Origin of the sequence: Novosphingobium fuchskuhlense (assembly GCF_001519075.1) — a bacterium.
In the GTDB taxonomy this organism is placed as follows: Bacteria; Pseudomonadota; Alphaproteobacteria; order Sphingomonadales; family Sphingomonadaceae; genus Novosphingobium; species Novosphingobium fuchskuhlense.
On sequence record NZ_KQ954246.1, the window covers coordinates 572,620 to 589,797 of the forward strand.

Genomic DNA, 17,178 nt, shown 5'->3' on the forward strand with positions numbered 1-17,178 from the left:
CAATCCGACGGATGCAGACAGACCTTGCCTGACGAAAGCCCCCTCGACCAGTTCCGCTCGGTTCTCGCCGGCACCGCGCGCGCGGTGGCCGAAGTGCCCGAACTCGAAGTCGCCTGGACCGCCGACGGGCCGAGCCAGACGGGAACGAACCTGCGTCTGCCTATGCCGGGGAGGGCGCTGCCCGCTGCACAAGTGGCCGAAGCGCGCGGCTTTGCCGATGGCATGGCGCTGAAGCTGCGCCTGCATAACGAGGCGATGCATGGCCGCGCCGCACCGATCGAACCTCTGGCGCGCGCCTGCTATGATGCGATCGAGCAGGTGCGCTACGAGGCGCTGGGTTCGGATGGCTATGCCGGTATCCGCGGCAACCTCGATGCCGCGACGACGGTGCGGATCGCTTCCGACCCGATCACCCGTGCGATCCGGCCGGAAGACGTGCCGCTGCCCACCGCGCTCGCCATGCTGCTGCGCGAAAAGCTCACCGGGCAGGCCGTGCCCGAGGCCGCGCAAGTCGGCACCGCGATGGTGCGCAGCTGGATCGAGGCCCGCGCCGGGGCCGATCTTGAAGGGCTCGCCGATCTGATGGGCGACCAGAAGGCGTTTCAGAGCCTCGCGCTCGAAATGCTCGGCCACCTCGATCTGACCAAGTCTCCCGACGAGGCCGATGACGGCGGCGACGAAGACGAGGGCGAGCAGGCGGACGATCAGGCCGAGGACCAGCCCGATGCCTCAGACGACGGCGCTGAACAGCAGCCGAGCGAAGTGGCGGGCGAGACCACCGAAGGCGACGAGCAAGGCGAGGATCAGGAGCAGACCGAGGCTTCGGACGAGGACGCCGATGCCGACATGGCCGACGAGGGCGAGGAGGGCATGCTCCCCACGCGCCCCAATCGCCCTTGGACCGATCTCCCGGAAAGCTGGGAATACAAGGCCTATACCACCCAGTACGACGAAGTGGTCTCCGCCACCGAGCTGTGCGACGAGGAGGAGCTCACCCGCCTGCGCGCCTATCTCGATGCGCAGCTGAAGGGCCTGCAGGGCATCGTCACGCGCCTTGCCAACCGCCTGCAGCGCCGCCTCATGGCGCAGCAGAACCGATCGTGGGATTTCGATCAGGAGGAAGGCCTGCTCGATGCCGCGCGCCTCGCCCGCGTCGTCATCTCGCCCGGACATTCGCTGTCGTACAAGATCGAGCGCGACGTCGAGTTCAAGGACACCGTCGTCACCTTGCTGATCGACAATTCGGGCTCGATGCGCGGGCGGCCCATCTCGATTGCCGCGATCAGCGCGGACATCATGGCGCGCACGCTGGAGCGCTGCGGGGTGAAGACCGAAGTGCTGGGCTTCACCACCCGTGCGTGGAAGGGCGGCCAATCGCGCGAGGCATGGCTTTCGGGTGGCAAGCCCGCACATCCGGGCCGCCTCAACGACCTGCGCCATATCATCTACAAGAAGGCGGACGAGCCTTGGCGCCGGGCGCGCAAGAACCTTGGCCTGATGATGCGCGAAGGCCTGCTCAAGGAAAACATCGACGGCGAGGCGCTGCTCTGGGCGCACACGCGGCTGCTGGCGCGGCCCGAGGACCGCCGCATCCTCATGGTCATCTCGGACGGCGCGCCGGTCGACGATTCGACGCTCTCGGTGAACTCCGCCGGGTATCTCGAGCAGCACCTGCGCCGCGTGATCGACTGGATCGAGAAGCAGTCGCCTGTTCAGCTTGTCGCCATCGGCATCGGGCACGATGTGACGCGCTACTATCGCCGTGCCGTCACGATCATGGATGTCGAGCAGTTGGGCGGCACGATGGTCGAGCAGTTGGCGGGCCTGTTTGAAGACGACGACTGAAAAATCTCAAATACTGGGGGAATTCATGCCAATGGATGTTGCCGAAGCCGTACTGTCGCGCCGTTCGATCCGCGTGTTCAAGGATACGCCGGTTCCGCTCGACGTGCTGCGCCGGGTGATGGATGCCGCGCGCTGGGCACCTTCGGGCTGCAACTTCCAGCCCTGGGAAGCGACCATCGTGACCGGCGAGCCGCTCAAGCAGCTGCAGGCGCAGATGGCGGTAACGCCGCCGCAGGACCCGCGCGAATACAGCTGGGACGATCCCGAGGTGATCCCCGAATGCAAGGCGCGGCTCCACGGTGTGGGCAAGGCGATGTACGCTGCGATGGGCATCGGCCGCGAGGATGTGGAAGCCCGCACCAAGTTTATGGGTGCCAACCTTGTCTCCTTCGGCGCGCCCGCCGTGCTGATGTGCTATTTCGACCGCCGCATGGGACCGCCGCAGTGGTCGGACGTCGGCATGTGGCTGCAGACGGTGATGCTGCTGCTGCGCGGTGAGGGGCTGGACAGCTGCCCGCAGGAGTTCCTGTCCGTATACGCCAAGCTCATCAAGGAGTTCCTCGGCGTTTCGGATGAAACGCATATCTTCTTTTGCGGGATCGCCATCGGCTACCGCGAGGAAGAGTCCCCGGTTAACAACTTCGAGCGCGAGCGTGAGCCGATCGACGGCAACGTGAAGTTCCTGGGCTTCTGATGGGGTAAAGTGCGCTGCGGCATAGGCAGCAGCGCACAAGGCCGCTAATCACCTGCACAGAGCAGGGGGTGGGCGATGCCTGATTCCAGAGGATCTTCGGCACAGGCGGTGCAGCAGGGCCTGCGCCAGCTCGGCTGGCAGCGCCTGCTCGTGGCAGCGCTGCTGGTTGCGTTGGCGACCTATACCGCGCTGCGCAGCTGGCAATTGCCGCTCCTCAGCGCTGCCGAAAACACGCTCTACGATGTCCGCGCCGCCGGCTTTGCCCCGCGTACCGATACCGACAAGCGCATCGTCCTGGTCGTCTATACCGACGAGACCAACCGCAAGACCGGGCAGATCTCGCCGGTGGACCGCACGGTGCTGGCGCAGGCGCTGGCGCAGATCGAAGGCCTCAAGCAGACGGGGGAGGGCGCCAAGGGCATCGGCATCGACGTGCTGATGGACAGCGTGCAGGACGATGACCCGCTGCTGCAAGCCGCACTGCGCGGCATGACGACGCCGGTCTACCTCGCCTTTGCCAGCAACCGCACCAATCCCGAGGCGATCACCTGGGAGCAGGAGCAGGACCTCCGGCGCTATATCGCGGCGGTCCGCACCGATACGACCAAGCCCGCCAGCATTCTCCTCGTTACCGACAGTGATGGCGCCGCGCGGCGCTGGCCGCGCCGCTATCCGGGTCTGCCGCCGCTCCTCTCCGAGGCGCTGACGCAAGGGACGAGCGATGCCGCGCCGCAATTTGCCGGGTTCACCGGGCCGATCCGCTACCGCCTGCCGACCGCGAAGGACCGGCCGGTGTTCGAGAAGATCCCCATCGATCTCCTCGCCGATCCCGCCACCGCGCCGCTCGTCGCCGATACGATCCGCGGGCGCTATGTGCTGATCGGCGGCGATTTTGCCGATTTCGACCAGTTCGATACGCCTTTCACCCGCACCGGTCTCTCCGCCGATCCGCGCGGGGGGCAATCGCGGATGATCGGGGTGGAAGTGCACGCCGCGATGCTGGCGCAGTTGCTCGACAAGGCGCTCCCGCGCAGCGTGCCGGGCTGGGCGGAGGCCCTGGGCGCCGTGCTTGCGGTGCTGCTCGGCATGGTGACGGCCGCGCTGCGGGCGCGGCCCTGGCAGCTTGCGCTGGGTGTTGCCGTGCAGATCGCGGTGTTTGCCGCATGTCCGTTGCTCGTCGCGCAGGCGGGCTTCGACACGCTCGGTTTTCCCGCTGTCGGCTGGCCCGCCGGGTGGCTGATCGCCTATGTCGCGGTGAGTTCCGCCCTGCGCGCGATCAACGCGGCGCAGCGCGAGTTCGCGCAAGGCGCGCTGGGCAAGTACCTGCCGCGCTCGGTCGCCAGTGAAATCCTGCGCAATCCGGAGCGGCTGCGCCTCCACGGGGAGAAGCGCGAAATCTTCTGCCTGTTCAGCGATCTCGAAGGCTTCACCAAGCTGACCCACGCGGTCGAACCGGAAATGATCGCGCGGCTGCTCAACGATTATCTCGACAGGCTTTCGGCGGTCGTGCTCGAACACGGCGGCACGCTCGACAAGTTTGTCGGCGATGCGGTCGTCGCGTTCTGGGGCGCGCCGATCGCCTATCCCGATGATGGCGCGCGCGCGGTCAAGGCTGCCATCGCCATGTACCAGGCGGGCGAGGACTTCCGCCGCAGTGCCCCCGCCGGTGTCCCGCCGATCGGCCGCACCCGCGTCGGCGTCCATTTCGGCGAAGCAATCGTGGGCAATTTCGGCGGCGACGGGCGCATCCAGTATACCGCATTGGGCGATGCGATGAACACGGCGGCACGGCTGGAAAGCGCGAACAAGCCGCTCGATACGACGATCCTCGTCAGCCGGGAGGCGATGGAGCGCTCCGGCCTCGACGGCTTCCGCCCGATGGGCAAGGTCGGCTTGCGCGGGCGTGCCACGCCGGTCGAGGTCTTCGAGCCCGTGCCCGAGGGCGCGCCCGACGCGCACACGCTTGCAGAGGACCTGGTGGCCGCGCATGCTGCGGGAAATCGCGCGGCTGTGCAGGCGCTCACAGCGCGAATCGAGGCAGGCAGCCACAAGGATCCCGCGCTGGCCAATCTGGCGCGCCGCCTTGCGGAACTGGATGATGGAGAAAGCTATGTCCTTGGCTAGTCGCACCCTTGCTGCAGCAACGCTGATCGCGATGAGCATCGGCTGGAGCGTTGTGGCCCATGCGCAGGCCGTTGTGATCCGCTCGACCGGGCCCTCGGCGGCGGTCTATCCGATGGGGCGCAAGCTGCCCGCAGGCGCGGCGGTCACGCTCAAGGCGGGCGATTCTGTCACGGTGATCGACCAGGCCGGCTCGCGCGTCCTCTCCGGCCCCGGGTCTTTCCGCATGGACAATGCCGTCAACCGCGATGCCGCGGGCGGCGCGAACACCGCGCTTGCCGCGCTCATCGCGCGGGGCGGCGCGCGCACGCGCACCGGGGCCGTCCGCGGCGATACCGAAGTGCCGACCGAAGCCGTCCGTCCGGACAACGTCTGGTATGTCGACGTCAGCCGGGGCGGCACCGTGTGCATCGCGGACCCGGCGCAAGTCGTGCTGTGGCGGCCCAACCGCGCCGAGACGGGCAACGGCACGCTCTATGGCGCGGACAATACGCCCGCCGAAGTCACCTTCCGCGCCGGCAGCGCGATCAAGCTCTGGCCGATTGCCACCATGCCGGTGGTCGATGGGCAGACCTATCGCTTCACCAGCCCGGTAGGCCAGACGGTCAAGATCACCACGCGGCTGCTGGCGGACGTGCCGGAAGATCCCGTGGCCGTCGCCGCGCTGCTGGCGGAGAAGGGCTGCACCGCGCAGATCGACGTGCTGGCGAACGCCCCGGCGGCGGCGGAGTGAACTGTCGCGCTTGACCCGGCAAGGCGCAGGCTGGCAGAGCGCGGGGCATGGAACCTTCTGCCCCGCTGACCCTGTTCAACAGCCTGACCCGCCGCGCCGAGCCTTTCCAGCCGGTCCATGAAGGCGAGGCGCGCGTCTATACCTGCGGGCCGACGGTCTACAACTACCCCCACATCGGCAACATGCGTGCCTATGTCTTCGCCGATGTGCTGGGGCGGACGCTGAGCTTCAAGGGCTACAGGCTCACCCATGTCATCAACATCACCGATGTCGGCCACCTGACCGATGACGCCGATGCGGGCGAGGACAAGATGGAGCGCATGGCGGCGGCGCAGAAGCAGTCAATCTGGGATATCGCCGAGCACTACAAGCAGGCCTACTGGGCCGATGTGCGTGCGCTCAATATCCGCCAGCCGGCGCAGTGGACGGTGGCGACGGACTACGTCGAACAGATGATCGACTTTGCGAAGGGTATCGCGGCAAAGCACTGCTACGAGCTGGAAAGCGGGCTCTACTTCGATGTTTCGACCGTGGCCGACTACGGCCGCCTCGCCCGCGCCCAAACCGATGAAGGCGAGGGCCGCATTGAAGCCGTGGAAGGCAAGCGCAACGGTGCCGACTTCGCGATCTGGCGCAAGACCCCGCCCGGCGAGACGCGCCAGATGGAATGGGACAGCCCATGGGGCAAGGGCGCGCCGGGCTGGCACCTCGAATGCTCGGTCATGTCGGGTGCGGTGCTGGGTTTCCCGTTCGATATCCACACCGGCGGGATCGACCACCGTGAGATCCACCACCCCAACGAGATCGCGCAGAACCAGGCGCACTGCTGCACGAACGGCCTCGACGACGCGGCCAATTCGGGCGCGAAGGTGTGGATGCACAACAACTTTCTCGTCGAACGCTCCGGCAAGATGTCGAAGTCCTCGGGCGAGTTCCTGCGGCTCCAGCTGCTGATCGACAAGGGGTATCACCCGCTGGCCTACCGGCTGCTGTGCCTGCAGGCGCACTACCGCAGCGAGCTTGAGTTCAGCTGGGAAGGGCTGGGAGCGGCGCTGACGCGGCTGAAGCGGCTGGTGATGGCGGTTGGAAAACTTGATCAGCCTTCGACCAAGAAGCAGCGCCAAGACGCGACCGAGCTAGCCGCGAACAGGACGTGGTTCGAGACGGCGATCTCGAATGACTTGAACACCCCGGAAGCCATCGCGGCGCTTGAAGATGTCCTTGCAGGCCTTCAACCCAACGAGGTCAAAAGGGCGATTGTCGAAGAGTATGACGCCGTCCTCGGCCTCGACCTCCTGAACCTCACCCGCGCCGATCTGCGCATCCGCCCCAAGTCCGCCACGATCACCGACGACGAAATCGAAGCCATCCTCGCCGCCCGCAGGGAAGCCCGCGCCGCCAAGGACTTCGCCCGCTCCGATGCGCTGCGCGATGAACTCGCCGCGCAAGGCGTCGAGGTCATGGACGGCGATCCGCTCGGCTGGGAGTGGAAGCTCGGATGATCCTCGCCGCGCTCGCCCTCGCGGCCGCCCCTGCGGCGACCCCCGATGCGGCGATTGCGGCGATCTATGCCCCGTTCCGGCAGGCGGACATGCGCGATGCGGCGTGGGAGCGCCCCATCTTCACGCCGCGCCTCAAGGCCCTGATCGCGCGCTGGCGGGCGGTTACCCCCACGGACGAAGTTGACGACCTCTCGGACTTCGATTGGCTCTGCCAGTGCCAGGATTGGGATGCCGGCGGGCTCGGCGAACGGATCACCGCCCGCCGCGTGCTGGCCCCCGCGCGGCGCCTGATCACGGTGCGCCTCGGCAAGGCGCCAGGCCGCCGCGAAACCCTGCGCTTTCTGCTCGAGCGTTCGGGCAGGCGCTGGCTGGTGGATGACATGTTCGCGAGCGGCTTTCGCGGCGGCCTGCGCGCCAGTCTGATCTGGACGACGGCGGCGGACATCGGCTTGCGCAAACAAACCTAGATCAAGAGGATCAGCTTCGATGACCATTCTCGTGATGAACGCGCTCGCCGCACCATTGGTGCAGCCGCATCTGCCGGCGTGGATCGAGCCGCGCTTCTTCCGCCACACCGAAGAGCTGATGGACCTCGCGCCCGAGGCCGAGATCGGCTGGTTCGATCTGGAGGACACCGAGCCGATGGCAGAGGCGATCCGCCGCGCCACGAAGCTCAAGTGGCTGACCAGCATCTACGCCGGGGTCGATGGCCTGCCGCTCTCGCTCATGGCCGAGCGCGGCGTGGTCATGACCAATGGTGCGGGCATCAATGCGGTGACGATCGCCGAATATGTCGTGATGGGGATTCTGAACATCGCCAAGGGCTACCGCGAGGTGGTGCGCGCGCAGGACCGGCACGAGTGGCTGACCGATTCGCCCGGCAAGCTCGAACTGGACGGAAGCAAGGCACTGATCCTCGGCTATGGCGAGATCGGCCAGCGGGTCGACCGGGCGCTGCAGGGCTTCGGCGTCGAGGTGACCAAGGTGCGCCGTTCGGCGGGCGAGGGCACGCTGCTGCCAAGCGAATGGCGCGCGCAGCTCGCCGAGTTCGACTGGGTGATCCTTGCGGTGCCGGGCACGGCGGAGACCGAAGGCATGATCGGGGCGGCCGAGCTTGCCGCGATGAAGCCCTCGGCCGTGCTGGTGAACGTCGCGCGCGGCAGCGTCGTCGATCAGGCCGCTCTGGTCGCGGCGCTCACCGCACAAAAGCTGGCGGGCGCGTTCCTCGATGTCACCACGCCTGAACCGCTTCCGGCCGAGCACCCGCTGTGGTCGATGCCGAACGTTCACATCACCATGCACCTGTCCGGCCGGGCGCAGGGCAAGATGTTCAAGCGCGCGGTCGAGCGCTTCCTCGGCAATCTCGACCGCTACCACCGCGGCGAGCCGCTCACCCACCAGGTCGATTTCTCGCTCGGCTACTGATCGTGCCGCCCCGGATGCATGCGGGGGTGACTCGTGCGCGGGGCTTTGATACCCCTGCTGCCAAGGCGGTACGGCGCGTGCTGTAACCGCCGGCTGGTCGCGACCGTGTTGGGCTGAGGAGAGGCGCTGCTGCGGGCTCTCCGCTGGGGGAGCGATCACATGAGCGAAGGTGCCAGGGGTTCGGGCGGCAAGAAGGCTTCGGACCTGTTCATCGAATGCCTCGAGGAAGAGGGCTGCGAATACATCTTCGGGGTGCCGGGGGAAGAGAACCTCGATTTCCTCGATTCGCTCTCGCGCTCCACGAAGATCAAGCTGGTGCTGACCCGCCATGAGCAGGGCGCGGGGTTTATGGCCGCGACCTATGGCCGTCACACCGGCAAGACCGGCGTGTGCATCGCCACGCTGGGGCCGGGCGCGACCAACTTCGTCACCGCTGCGGCCTATGCCACGCTCGGCGGCATGCCGATGCTCATGATCACCGGCCAAAAGCCGATCAAGAAATCGAAGCAGGGCCGCTTCCAGATCCTCGACGTCGTCTCGATGATGGGCCCGATCACCAAGTTCACCCACCAGATGGCCAGCTCCGACAATATCCCGAGCCGGGTGCGTGAGGCCTATCGCCTCGCCGAAGAGGAAAAGCCGGGCGCGACCCATATCGAGCTGCCCGAGGACATCGCCGACGAGCACACCGATTCGCGGCCCCTCAAGCGCAGCCAGGTGCGCCGCCCCAGCGCCGATCCCAAATCCGTGCGGCAGGCCGTCAATGCGCTGGAGAACGCCAAGTCACCCGTGCTGGTGATCGGCGCGGGCGCGAATCGCACGATGACGGGGCGCATGCTGCTCCAGTTCGTCGAGAAGACCGGCATTCCCTTCCTCACCACCCAGCTCGGCAAAGGCGTGATCGACGAGCGGCATCCCAAGTTCCTCGGCTGCGCCGCACTGTCTGCCGGAGACTTTGTTCACCGCGCGATCGAAGACTCCGACTGCATTGTGAACATTGGCCATGATGTGATTGAAAAGCCTCCGTTCTTCATGCGGGATGGTGGACCGACGGTGATCCACGTCTCGTCCAAGACGGCCGAAGTCGATCCGGTCTATTTCCCGCATATCGAAGTGATCGGCGATATCGCCAACGCGATCTGGCAGATGAAGGAGGACATCGTGCCCTCCGGCAGTTGGACCTGCGGCAAGATGCTGGAATATCGCGCCGCCGAAGTGGCGCACACCGCCCCGCTCGCGGCCGACGCGCGCTTTCCGATCTTCCCGCCGCATCTCGTCCGCCAGGTCCGCGCGGCGATGCCGGACGACGGCATCATCTGCCTCGATAACGGCGTCTACAAGATCTGGTTCGCGCGCGGCTACACCGCCTATCGGCCCAACACCGTGCTGCTCGACAATGCGCTCGCCACGATGGGGGCGGGGCTGCCCTCGGCGATGATGAGCGCTATGCTGTACCCCGAGCGCAAGGTCATGGCGATCTGCGGCGACGGCGGCTTCATGATGAACAGCCAGGAGATGGAAACCGCGGTGCGCCTCGGCCTCAATCTCACCGTGCTGATCCTCAACGACAGCAGCTACGGCATGATCCGCTGGAAGCAGGCCAACATGGGCTTTGCCGATTTCGGGCTGACCTATGGCAACCCGGACTTCGTGAAGTACGCCGAAAGCTACGGCGCGCAGGGCCACCGGGTGGAAAGCGCGGCGCACCTCAAGGAACTGCTCGCGCATTGCCGCGATACGCCGGGCGTCCACCTGATCGATTGTCCGGTCGACTATTCGGAGAACGACCAGATCCTGAACAAGGATATCAAGGCGCTGTCGAAGGCGCTGTAAGGCAGGCCCACCCCCGACCCCTCCCAAGCCAATGAGTCAAAATGGCGGGAGGGGGGAGCAATCGACCATGGTTCAACTCAAAGACGTCTATCCGCTCTATCTCAACAACAAGGCGGTGCAACCCAACGCCGATCTGGCCGTGACCGACAAGTTCACCGGCGAGATCGCCTTCCGCACCGCGCTGGCGACGCCCGACGTGATCGACGAAGCCATCGCCGGTGCCGTCCGCGCGGCGGAGCCGATGGCGCGGCTGGCGAGCTACGAGAAGCGCGACGTCCTCGCGCATTGCGTGGGGCGGTTCATCGAGCGCTTCGATGAACTGGCCTATGCGCTCTGCGTGGAGGCCGGCAAGCCGATCGCCGATGCGGAAGGCGAGGTCACCCGCCTGATCGACACCTTCCGCATTGCCAGCGAAGAGGCGACCCGCAACTACGGCGAAGTCCAGCCGCTGGATATTTCCGCGCGGGCAAAGGGTTACATGGGGATGTGGAAGCGGGTTCCCATCGGGCCTTGCAGCTTCATCTCGCCGTTCAACTTCCCCTTGAACCTTGCCGCGCACAAGATCGCGCCCGCCATCGCCATGGGCTGTCCTTTCGTGATGAAGCCTGCGAGCCTCACGCCATTGGGCGCGATCATCATGGGGGAGGTGCTGGCCGAATGCGACGTCCTCCCCGAAGGCGCGTTTTCGATCCTGCCGGCGAGCCGCGATGGCGCCGATCTGTTCACTACCGATGAACGACTGAAACTCCTCTCGTTCACCGGCTCGCCGGGGGTGGGCTGGGAGCTCAAGGCCAAGGCCGGCAAGAAGAAGGTCGTGCTTGAACTGGGCGGCAATGCCGCGGTGATCGTCGATGCCGATGCCGATCTCGATCACGCGCTCGCCCGCATCGTGTTCGGCGGATATTACCAATCGGGCCAATCGTGCATCCACGTGCAGCGCGTGATCATCCACGAAAGCATCTATGAAACTTTCCGCAACATGCTGGCTGAAAAGGTAAAAACACTTGTATCCGGCGATCCCAAGGCGCGCGATACCTTCATCGGTCCGATGATTTCGGCCAAGGAAGCCCAGCGCCTCAAGGGCTGGATCGACGCAGCGGTGGCGGGCGGGGCGACGGTGCTGGCAGGCGGTGGCTGCGAGGGCGCGATGCTCGAGGCCACGCTCCTCGAAGGCTGCACGCGCGACATGGCGGTCCATACCGAGGAAGCCTTCGGTCCGGTCGTCATCCTCTCGAAGTTTAGCGACTGGGATGCGGCGCTCGAGGAAGTGAATGACAGCAAATTCGGCTTGCAAGCCGGTATCTTCACGCGTGATATTCACAAGGTACTTGAGGCTTGGGACCACCTCGAGGTCGGCGGCGTCGTCGTCATCGACGTCTCGAGCTACCGGGTCGACAACATGCCCTATGGCGGGGTGAAGGATTCGGGCCTCGGCCGCGAAGGCGTGCGCTTTGCCATGGAAGACATGAGCGAGATCCGCAATCTTGTGATCCGCCGGGCCTAGCGCAGATAGTCTGGCGCACGTCGTCCCGGGCCGGGACAGGTGGCGGTATCTGGTGTTTGTGGCGCTGGCCTGAGGCAAATCCGCGCTTGAAGGGCACGCGCGCTCTGGCATAACCAAGGCGACAAGGGTCGCCCTGTTAGGTCTCGTCCTGCGCGCGGTGAGGGCCGCAACGGTTCCTCCGCACTTTGCGCCGGGCGTATGGAACGAGGGGCAATGCGGGGCATTTCGAAACTGGCGCGGCCACTCCTGGCTACCCTCCGTCGCGGGGCGGGGGCTCCGTTTCTGGCCGGCCTTGCGTGCCTTGCGCTGGCAGTCACGGCGCTCGGTTCGGCGCTGGCCCTGCATCCCGCACCGCTGAAGGCCGAAGCCGGTGCCGAAGCCGGCTCGCTGCGCGCGCACATGGGCGTCGCCAGTTGCGCCGGTTCGACCTGCCATGGCCGCAGCGTCGCCAGCGGCACCCCGGTCCGGCAGGACGAAGTGCTGCGCTGGCAGGAGGAAAGCTCCCCCACCGGTGCGCACAGCCGCGCCTGGCGCGTGATCGGCGAGCCGCGCGGACAGTCCATCGCGCGCCGCCTCGGGCTCGATAGCGCCGGCGTCGTGCGGGAATGCGCCGGATGCCACGCCTCGCGGGGCGCCGAACACCTTGCCGATGGAGTCGATTGCGAGGCCTGCCACGGCAATGCGGGCGCGGGCACCGGCGGCGGCTGGCTGGCCACGCACTACACCGTCGGCACAAGCCATGCGCGCAATGTCGCACAGGGCATGACCGACCTCACGGTTCCCCGTGTCCGCGCCGGGGTCTGCCTCGATTGCCACCTCTCGGGCGACGGGCCGGGCCAGTTCATCGCGCACCGCATCATGGCGGGCGGCCATCCGCGCATCGCGTTCGAGCTCGATCTGTTCAGCACGCTGCAGCAGCACCACGACGAGGACGCCGACTATGTGGCGCGCAAGGGGCACAAGACCAATTCGCTGCAGATGTGGGCGATCGGGCAGGCCGAGGCGGTGTCGCGCAGCCTCGCGCTCTACATGCAGCCCGCCAAGGCGAACGACGGCGTGTTTCCCGAGTTCACGTTCTACGATTGCCATTCGTGCCACCGCCGCATCATCGACAGCGACGAGGCGAACGTGACCGCGGTGCCCAATCCGGGCCGCCCGATCCACGCCGGCATGCCGCCGTGGAACGACGAGAACATGATCCTCCTGCTCGCCGCCGCGCGTGTCGCCGCGCCCGGTGAAGCCGCCACCTTCGATGCCCGGGCCAAGGCGTTCCACCGCGCCATGGGCGTGGGCCGCAGCGAAACCGTGGCGGCGGCGCAGGCGCTGCGGCAGGCCGCGCAGGGCCTTTCCGCGCGCTTTGCCGCCACGCCCTTCACCCGCGAGCAGGCCTTCGCGGTGATCGACACGATCGCCAGCGACGCCATCTCCGAGCGCTTCACCGATTACGAAGGCTCGGTCCAGTCGGTCATGGCGCTCGACACGCTGCTGGGCGGAATGGTCAATGCGGGCATGGTCAGCGCGGGCGGCGCGGGGAACCTGCGGCTCCAGATCAACCAGGCCTATGCCGCGGTGCGCGATCCTAACGGGTTCCAGCCGATTGCCTTCCGCCGCGCGCTGGGCGGCGCCGTGCGTTCGATCCGGAGCCTGCGCTGATGGGCCAGAGCCGCCTTGGCGGACACGCCGCTGCCTGGCTGGCGCTGCTCGGCATGGTGCTGGGCAGCCTTGCCCCGGCGGCCGTGGCGAGCGCTTCGGCGGCTCCGTACAAGGCTCCCTCCCGGCAGGCGCTGACGATTGCCGACGTGCAGAAGGTTATCGCACAGACGGTGGGCGAGGCGAAGGCGCGCGGCGCCAAGGCCACCATCGCGGTGGTCGACCGGGTGGGCAACGTGCTGGCGGTCTACCGGATGACCGGCGCCAATCCGGTCATGCGCATCGCGGCCGTGACCCAGCTGCCGGCGACGACGTTTCCCGCCGAAGCCGGTGCCATCGCCAAGGCGGTTACCGCCGCCTATCTCTCCTCGAGCGGGAACGCCTTTTCCACCCGCACCGCCTCGATGATCGTGCAGCAGCATTTCCCGCCCGCGCCGAGCACGCCGGGGCTGGAGAGCGGGCCGCTGTTCGGCGTGCAGTTCAGCCAGCTGCCGTGCTCCGATCTCAACACGCGTTTTCCGGGATCGGCCACGGCGCCCGCTGCGATGATCGGCCCCAAGCGCTCCCCGCTGGGGCTGGCGGCGGACCCGGGCGGACTGCCGCTCTACAAGAACGGCGTCGTCGTGGGCGGGGTCGGCGTGATGGCCGACGGGATCTATGCGTTTGATCCGAATGTGCTCGATATCGACCGCGATCTCGACGAGGTGATCGCGCTGGCTGGCCTGCAGGGCTTTTCGCCCGCCACCACGATCCGCGCCGACCGCATCCCGGTCGATGGCTCCACCTTGCGCTTTGCCGATGCCGACACCGGCCAGCTTCACCCACTGCAGTCGAGCTTCGCCGCGCTATCCTCCAATGCCGGCGCGCTGATCGCGGTGCCGGGTTTTTATGCCGGCGGCGCGATCCTGGCCGGCACCGCCTATGGCACCGAGCGCAGCGGCTTCCGCTTTGCCAAGGCTGCCGAGTTCGCGATTCCCGATGCCTTCGTGCTGAGCGACGGGAGAGGCACCAATCGCTTCCCGATCCGGGGCGGCACCGATGCCGGCGAGGTCGGCACCGCGCTCACGAGCGCCGAAGTGCGCAGCGTGCTGGAGGAGGCCTTCAAGGTGATGAGACGGGCGCGCGCGCAGATCCGCCGCCCGCTCGATACGCCGGCGCAGGTGACGATTTCGGTCGTCGACAGCTGGGGCACCGTGCTCGGGCTGGTGCGCAGCCCCGATGCGCCGATCTTCGGCACCGACGTTTCGTTGCAGAAGGCGCGCACCACCGCGTTCTTCTCCAACCCCCGCGCGGCCGCGCTGCTCCAGGGGGATCCCGATCCGGGCGTTGCCGCGACGGCGCAGGCCATGCGCGCCTTCCTTGGTGACAGCGCCGCGCTCACCGGCAAGACCGCGTTCAGCGCGCGCGCCATCGGCAATCTGGCGCGGCCCTATTTCCCCGATGGCGAAGTCGGCCGCCCCAATGGCCCGCTTTCGGTGCCGATCGCCAGGTTCAGCCCCTTCGCCACCGGGCTCCAGACCGCGCTGATCGCCCAGACGCTGGGTGCGGATCGCTGCACCAATATCCCGCTCGCGCCCAGCGGCCAGCAGCGGCTGGCCAACGGCATCCAGATCTTCCCCGGCTCGGTGCCGATCTATCGCGGGGACACCCTCGTCGGCGCCATCGGCGTTTCGGGTGACGGCATCGACCAGGATGACATGATTGCCTTCCTCGGCGCGAACAACGGCGGCCAGAAGGCGGGCAGCGGGATCGGCAATGCGCCCAGGGCCGCGCGCGCGGACCGCATCGTGGTCAAGGTCGGTCAGGGCGTCCGGCTGCGCTTCGTGAACTGCCCGTTCGCCCCGTTCCTCGGCAGCTCTGCCCAGAATGTCTGCGAGGGGCTGTGAGCTTTCTCGGTGCCTTGCTTGCCCCCTTGCTGGGCCTTGCTGCGGCACCGGCCGCCGCGGCAGCGCCGTCTACGATGCCCGCCGCGACGGCCGAGGCGCCTGCTGGGACGCCTGCCGGGACGCCCGCCGCCACGCCAGCCGCCGCACCCACCACCGCCGAGGGCGCGCTGCTCGATGGCCGCCGCCGTCCCGGCTATCAGAAGACGCTTCCCGACAAGGTCGAGCAGGACAACCCCGGTGCGGTGAATGCCCCGCCGCCCGAGGCGTTCTACGACAAGTGGGACGGGGAGGGCAGCCCTTCCGACCTCGTCGTCGATACCGGCGTGCCGGACCGCTGGCGCATCACCTCGTCGCTGTGCCCCAGGAAGGACACCGCGACGGGCCGGGTGAACACCGCGCTCTACACGCTGTTCCCGCGCCTCGCGTACATGTGCCATTCGAAGCTCGATCCCTTCCACCACAACACGCTGAAGGGCGACCGGCCGCTGGCCGCGGGCAAGAAGCCGGGCTTTCTGAAGGGCGAGGACTGGTTCTTCATCGCCAACGGCGTGTCCGACACGGTGATCGAGCCGCGCAGCTTCCCCATTCCCGTGGGCAACCAGACGACGACCGATCCCGATTCCAACGACACCTTCGGCCGCAGCCATAGCCTGGTGCTGTCCCAGACCTTCATTGCCGGCTTCTCGCTGCTGAAGGGCGAGACCGCGTTCAAGCCGCCGATCGTCGAATACCGCGTGGCGATTGCGGGCAACATCAACCATGTCGAAGTGCCCGAGCGGCGCGTGCTCTATGTCGAACCCTCCAAGGGCACCAAGCGCACCGATGGCTTCATCGGCCTGCAGGAAGCCTTCATCGACTATCACCTCGGCCGGTTCGACACGAAGCGGTTCGACTTCATGTCCCTGCGCGTCGGCATCCAGCCGTTCCAGTCGGACTTCCGCGGCTTTCTGTTCAACGACAACCAGCTCGGCGTGCGCCTCTTCGGAAACCGCGACAACAACCGCATGCAGTTCAATCTCGCCGCGTTCTGGCGGATCGAGAAGGAAACCAATTCCGGGCTCAACAATATCGCCGCGCCGCTGCGGCAGGACTGGATCCTGACCGGCAACCTCTATCGCCAGGATTTCCCGGTGGTGGGCCTCACCAGCCAGATTTCGGCGACCTGGAACATCAACCACGACACGCGCATCGTTGCCGATGCCAACGGCTTCCCGGTCCGGCCTGCGCTGATCGGCGATCTCAGGCCGCGCAAGTATCAGGTGCTCTACCTCGGCTACGGGGTGGACGGCCATATCGGCCGGCTCAACCTCACGGGCCAGATCTATGGCGCGTTCGGCAAGGACCGGAACAACTACCTCACCAGCGAGCCCGCGACGATCCGCGCCTTCTTTGGCGCGGCGGAAGTGAGCTACGATCGCAACTGGGCGCGGCTGCGGGCCTCCGCGCTCTATGCCAGCGGCGACAGCAACCCTTACGACAAGACCGAAAAGGGCTTCGACGCGATCTTCGAGAACCCGCAGTTCGCCGGGGCCGATACCTCCTACTGGATCCGCCAGACGATCCCCTTTGCCGGTGGTGGGCGCGTGATTTCGATCAATGGCCGAAACGGCATTCTCAATTCGCTGCGCTCGTCGAAGGAGCAGGGGCAGTCGAACTTCATCAACCCGGGCACCGCGCTGGTGGGGCTGGGCGGCGATTTCGATCTCACGCCCACCGTGCGGGTCTCGACCAACGCCAACCACCTCTGGTTTGCCAACACCCGTGTGCTGCAAGTGCTGCGCAACGAAGGCTCGATCCCGCGCTCGATCGGCTGGGACTTGTCGGTCGCCAGCACCTGGCGGCCCAAGGCGGCGCAGAACGTGGTCTTCCGCCTCTCGGGCGCGGTGCTCAAGGCCGGCGACGGGTTCAAGGATCTCTTCGACAAGCAGGGACACGGGCGGCAGTTCTACTCGGTCCTCGCCAACGCGACTCTCTCGTTCTGATGG

At 66.9% G+C, this 17,178-nt stretch carries 12 protein-coding genes; all 12 read left to right on the plus strand.

Annotation, left to right across the window (positions count from 1 at the left end):
- Positions 1–24 precede the first annotated feature (24 nt).
- Positions 25–1,845 carry a cobaltochelatase subunit CobT gene (cobT, locus tag AQZ52_RS16595; RefSeq protein ID WP_067913525.1) on the plus strand — a complete coding sequence of 607 codons (1,821 nt, stop codon included), beginning with the start codon at positions 25–27 and terminating at the stop codon, positions 1,843–1,845.
- Positions 1,846–1,870: 25 nt separating this feature from the next.
- Positions 1,871–2,539, plus strand: coding sequence for a nitroreductase (locus tag AQZ52_RS16600; RefSeq protein ID WP_338045537.1), 669 nt, complete (start codon positions 1,871–1,873; stop codon positions 2,537–2,539).
- 75 nt (positions 2,540–2,614) lie between these two features.
- The gene (locus AQZ52_RS16605) at positions 2,615–4,663 is read left to right on the plus strand and encodes a CHASE2 domain-containing protein (RefSeq protein ID WP_067913529.1); all 2,049 of its coding nucleotides are present in this window, start codon (positions 2,615–2,617) and stop codon (positions 4,661–4,663) included.
- Entirely contained in the window at positions 4,656–5,393 is a 738-nt protein-coding gene (locus AQZ52_RS16610; RefSeq protein WP_156425002.1) for a hypothetical protein, read from the plus strand. Before AQZ52_RS16605 ends, AQZ52_RS16610 begins: the two co-directional genes overlap by 8 nt.
- A gap of 47 nt (positions 5,394–5,440) precedes the next feature.
- Positions 5,441–6,895, plus strand: coding sequence for a cysteine--tRNA ligase (cysS, locus tag AQZ52_RS16615; RefSeq protein ID WP_067913534.1), 1,455 nt, complete (start codon positions 5,441–5,443; stop codon positions 6,893–6,895).
- Positions 6,892–7,362: a YqhG/Tai3 family protein gene (locus tag AQZ52_RS16620; protein ID WP_067913537.1), complete on the plus strand. Its 471-nt coding sequence runs from the start codon at positions 6,892–6,894 to the stop codon at positions 7,360–7,362. Before cysS ends, AQZ52_RS16620 begins: the two co-directional genes overlap by 4 nt.
- 19 nt (positions 7,363–7,381) lie before the next feature.
- On the plus strand, positions 7,382–8,320 hold the full coding sequence (locus AQZ52_RS16625) for a D-2-hydroxyacid dehydrogenase (RefSeq protein ID WP_067913540.1): 939 nt from the start codon (positions 7,382–7,384) through the stop codon (positions 8,318–8,320).
- A 159-nt stretch (positions 8,321–8,479) separates the two neighbouring features.
- On the plus strand, positions 8,480–10,153 hold the full coding sequence (locus tag AQZ52_RS16630; protein WP_067913543.1) for an acetolactate synthase large subunit: 1,674 nt from the start codon (positions 8,480–8,482) through the stop codon (positions 10,151–10,153).
- 67 nt (positions 10,154–10,220) lie between these two features.
- Complete coding sequence (locus tag AQZ52_RS16635) at positions 10,221–11,657, plus strand: aldehyde dehydrogenase family protein (RefSeq protein WP_067913546.1); 1,437 nt, start codon at positions 10,221–10,223, stop codon at positions 11,655–11,657.
- Between the two features lie 213 nt (positions 11,658–11,870).
- The gene (locus tag AQZ52_RS16640; protein WP_156425003.1) at positions 11,871–13,310 is read left to right on the plus strand and encodes a multiheme c-type cytochrome; all 1,440 of its coding nucleotides are present in this window, start codon (positions 11,871–11,873) and stop codon (positions 13,308–13,310) included.
- Between the two features lie 53 nt (positions 13,311–13,363).
- Entirely contained in the window at positions 13,364–15,193 is a 1,830-nt protein-coding gene (locus tag AQZ52_RS16645) for a heme-binding protein (RefSeq protein WP_420806455.1), read from the plus strand.
- A gap of 74 nt (positions 15,194–15,267) precedes the next feature.
- Positions 15,268–17,175: a hypothetical protein gene (locus tag AQZ52_RS16650; RefSeq protein WP_420806456.1), complete on the plus strand. Its 1,908-nt coding sequence runs from the start codon at positions 15,268–15,270 to the stop codon at positions 17,173–17,175.
- Positions 17,176–17,178: the final 3 nt, after the last annotated feature.

Bases quoted from the DNA above. Each gene is read 5' to 3' on its own strand.
- AQZ52_RS16600 (WP_338045537.1), top strand. From the start codon at position 1,871: ATGCCAATGGATGTTGCCGAAGCCGTACTGTCGCGCCGTTCGATCCGC.
- AQZ52_RS16605 (WP_067913529.1), top strand. From the start codon at position 2,615: ATGCCTGATTCCAGAGGATCTTCGGCACAGGCGGTGCAGCAGGGCCTG.
- cysS (WP_067913534.1), top strand. From the start codon at position 5,441: ATGGAACCTTCTGCCCCGCTGACCCTGTTCAACAGCCTGACCCGCCGC.
- AQZ52_RS16620 (WP_067913537.1), top strand. From the start codon at position 6,892: ATGATCCTCGCCGCGCTCGCCCTCGCGGCCGCCCCTGCGGCGACCCCC.
- AQZ52_RS16625 (WP_067913540.1), top strand. From the start codon at position 7,382: ATGACCATTCTCGTGATGAACGCGCTCGCCGCACCATTGGTGCAGCCG.
- AQZ52_RS16630 (WP_067913543.1), top strand. From the start codon at position 8,480: ATGAGCGAAGGTGCCAGGGGTTCGGGCGGCAAGAAGGCTTCGGACCTG.
- AQZ52_RS16635 (WP_067913546.1), top strand. From the start codon at position 10,221: ATGGTTCAACTCAAAGACGTCTATCCGCTCTATCTCAACAACAAGGCG.
- AQZ52_RS16640 (WP_156425003.1), top strand. From the start codon at position 11,871: ATGCGGGGCATTTCGAAACTGGCGCGGCCACTCCTGGCTACCCTCCGT.
- AQZ52_RS16645 (WP_420806455.1), top strand. From the start codon at position 13,364: ATGGTGCTGGGCAGCCTTGCCCCGGCGGCCGTGGCGAGCGCTTCGGCG.
- AQZ52_RS16650 (WP_420806456.1), top strand. From the start codon at position 15,268: ATGCCCGCCGCGACGGCCGAGGCGCCTGCTGGGACGCCTGCCGGGACG.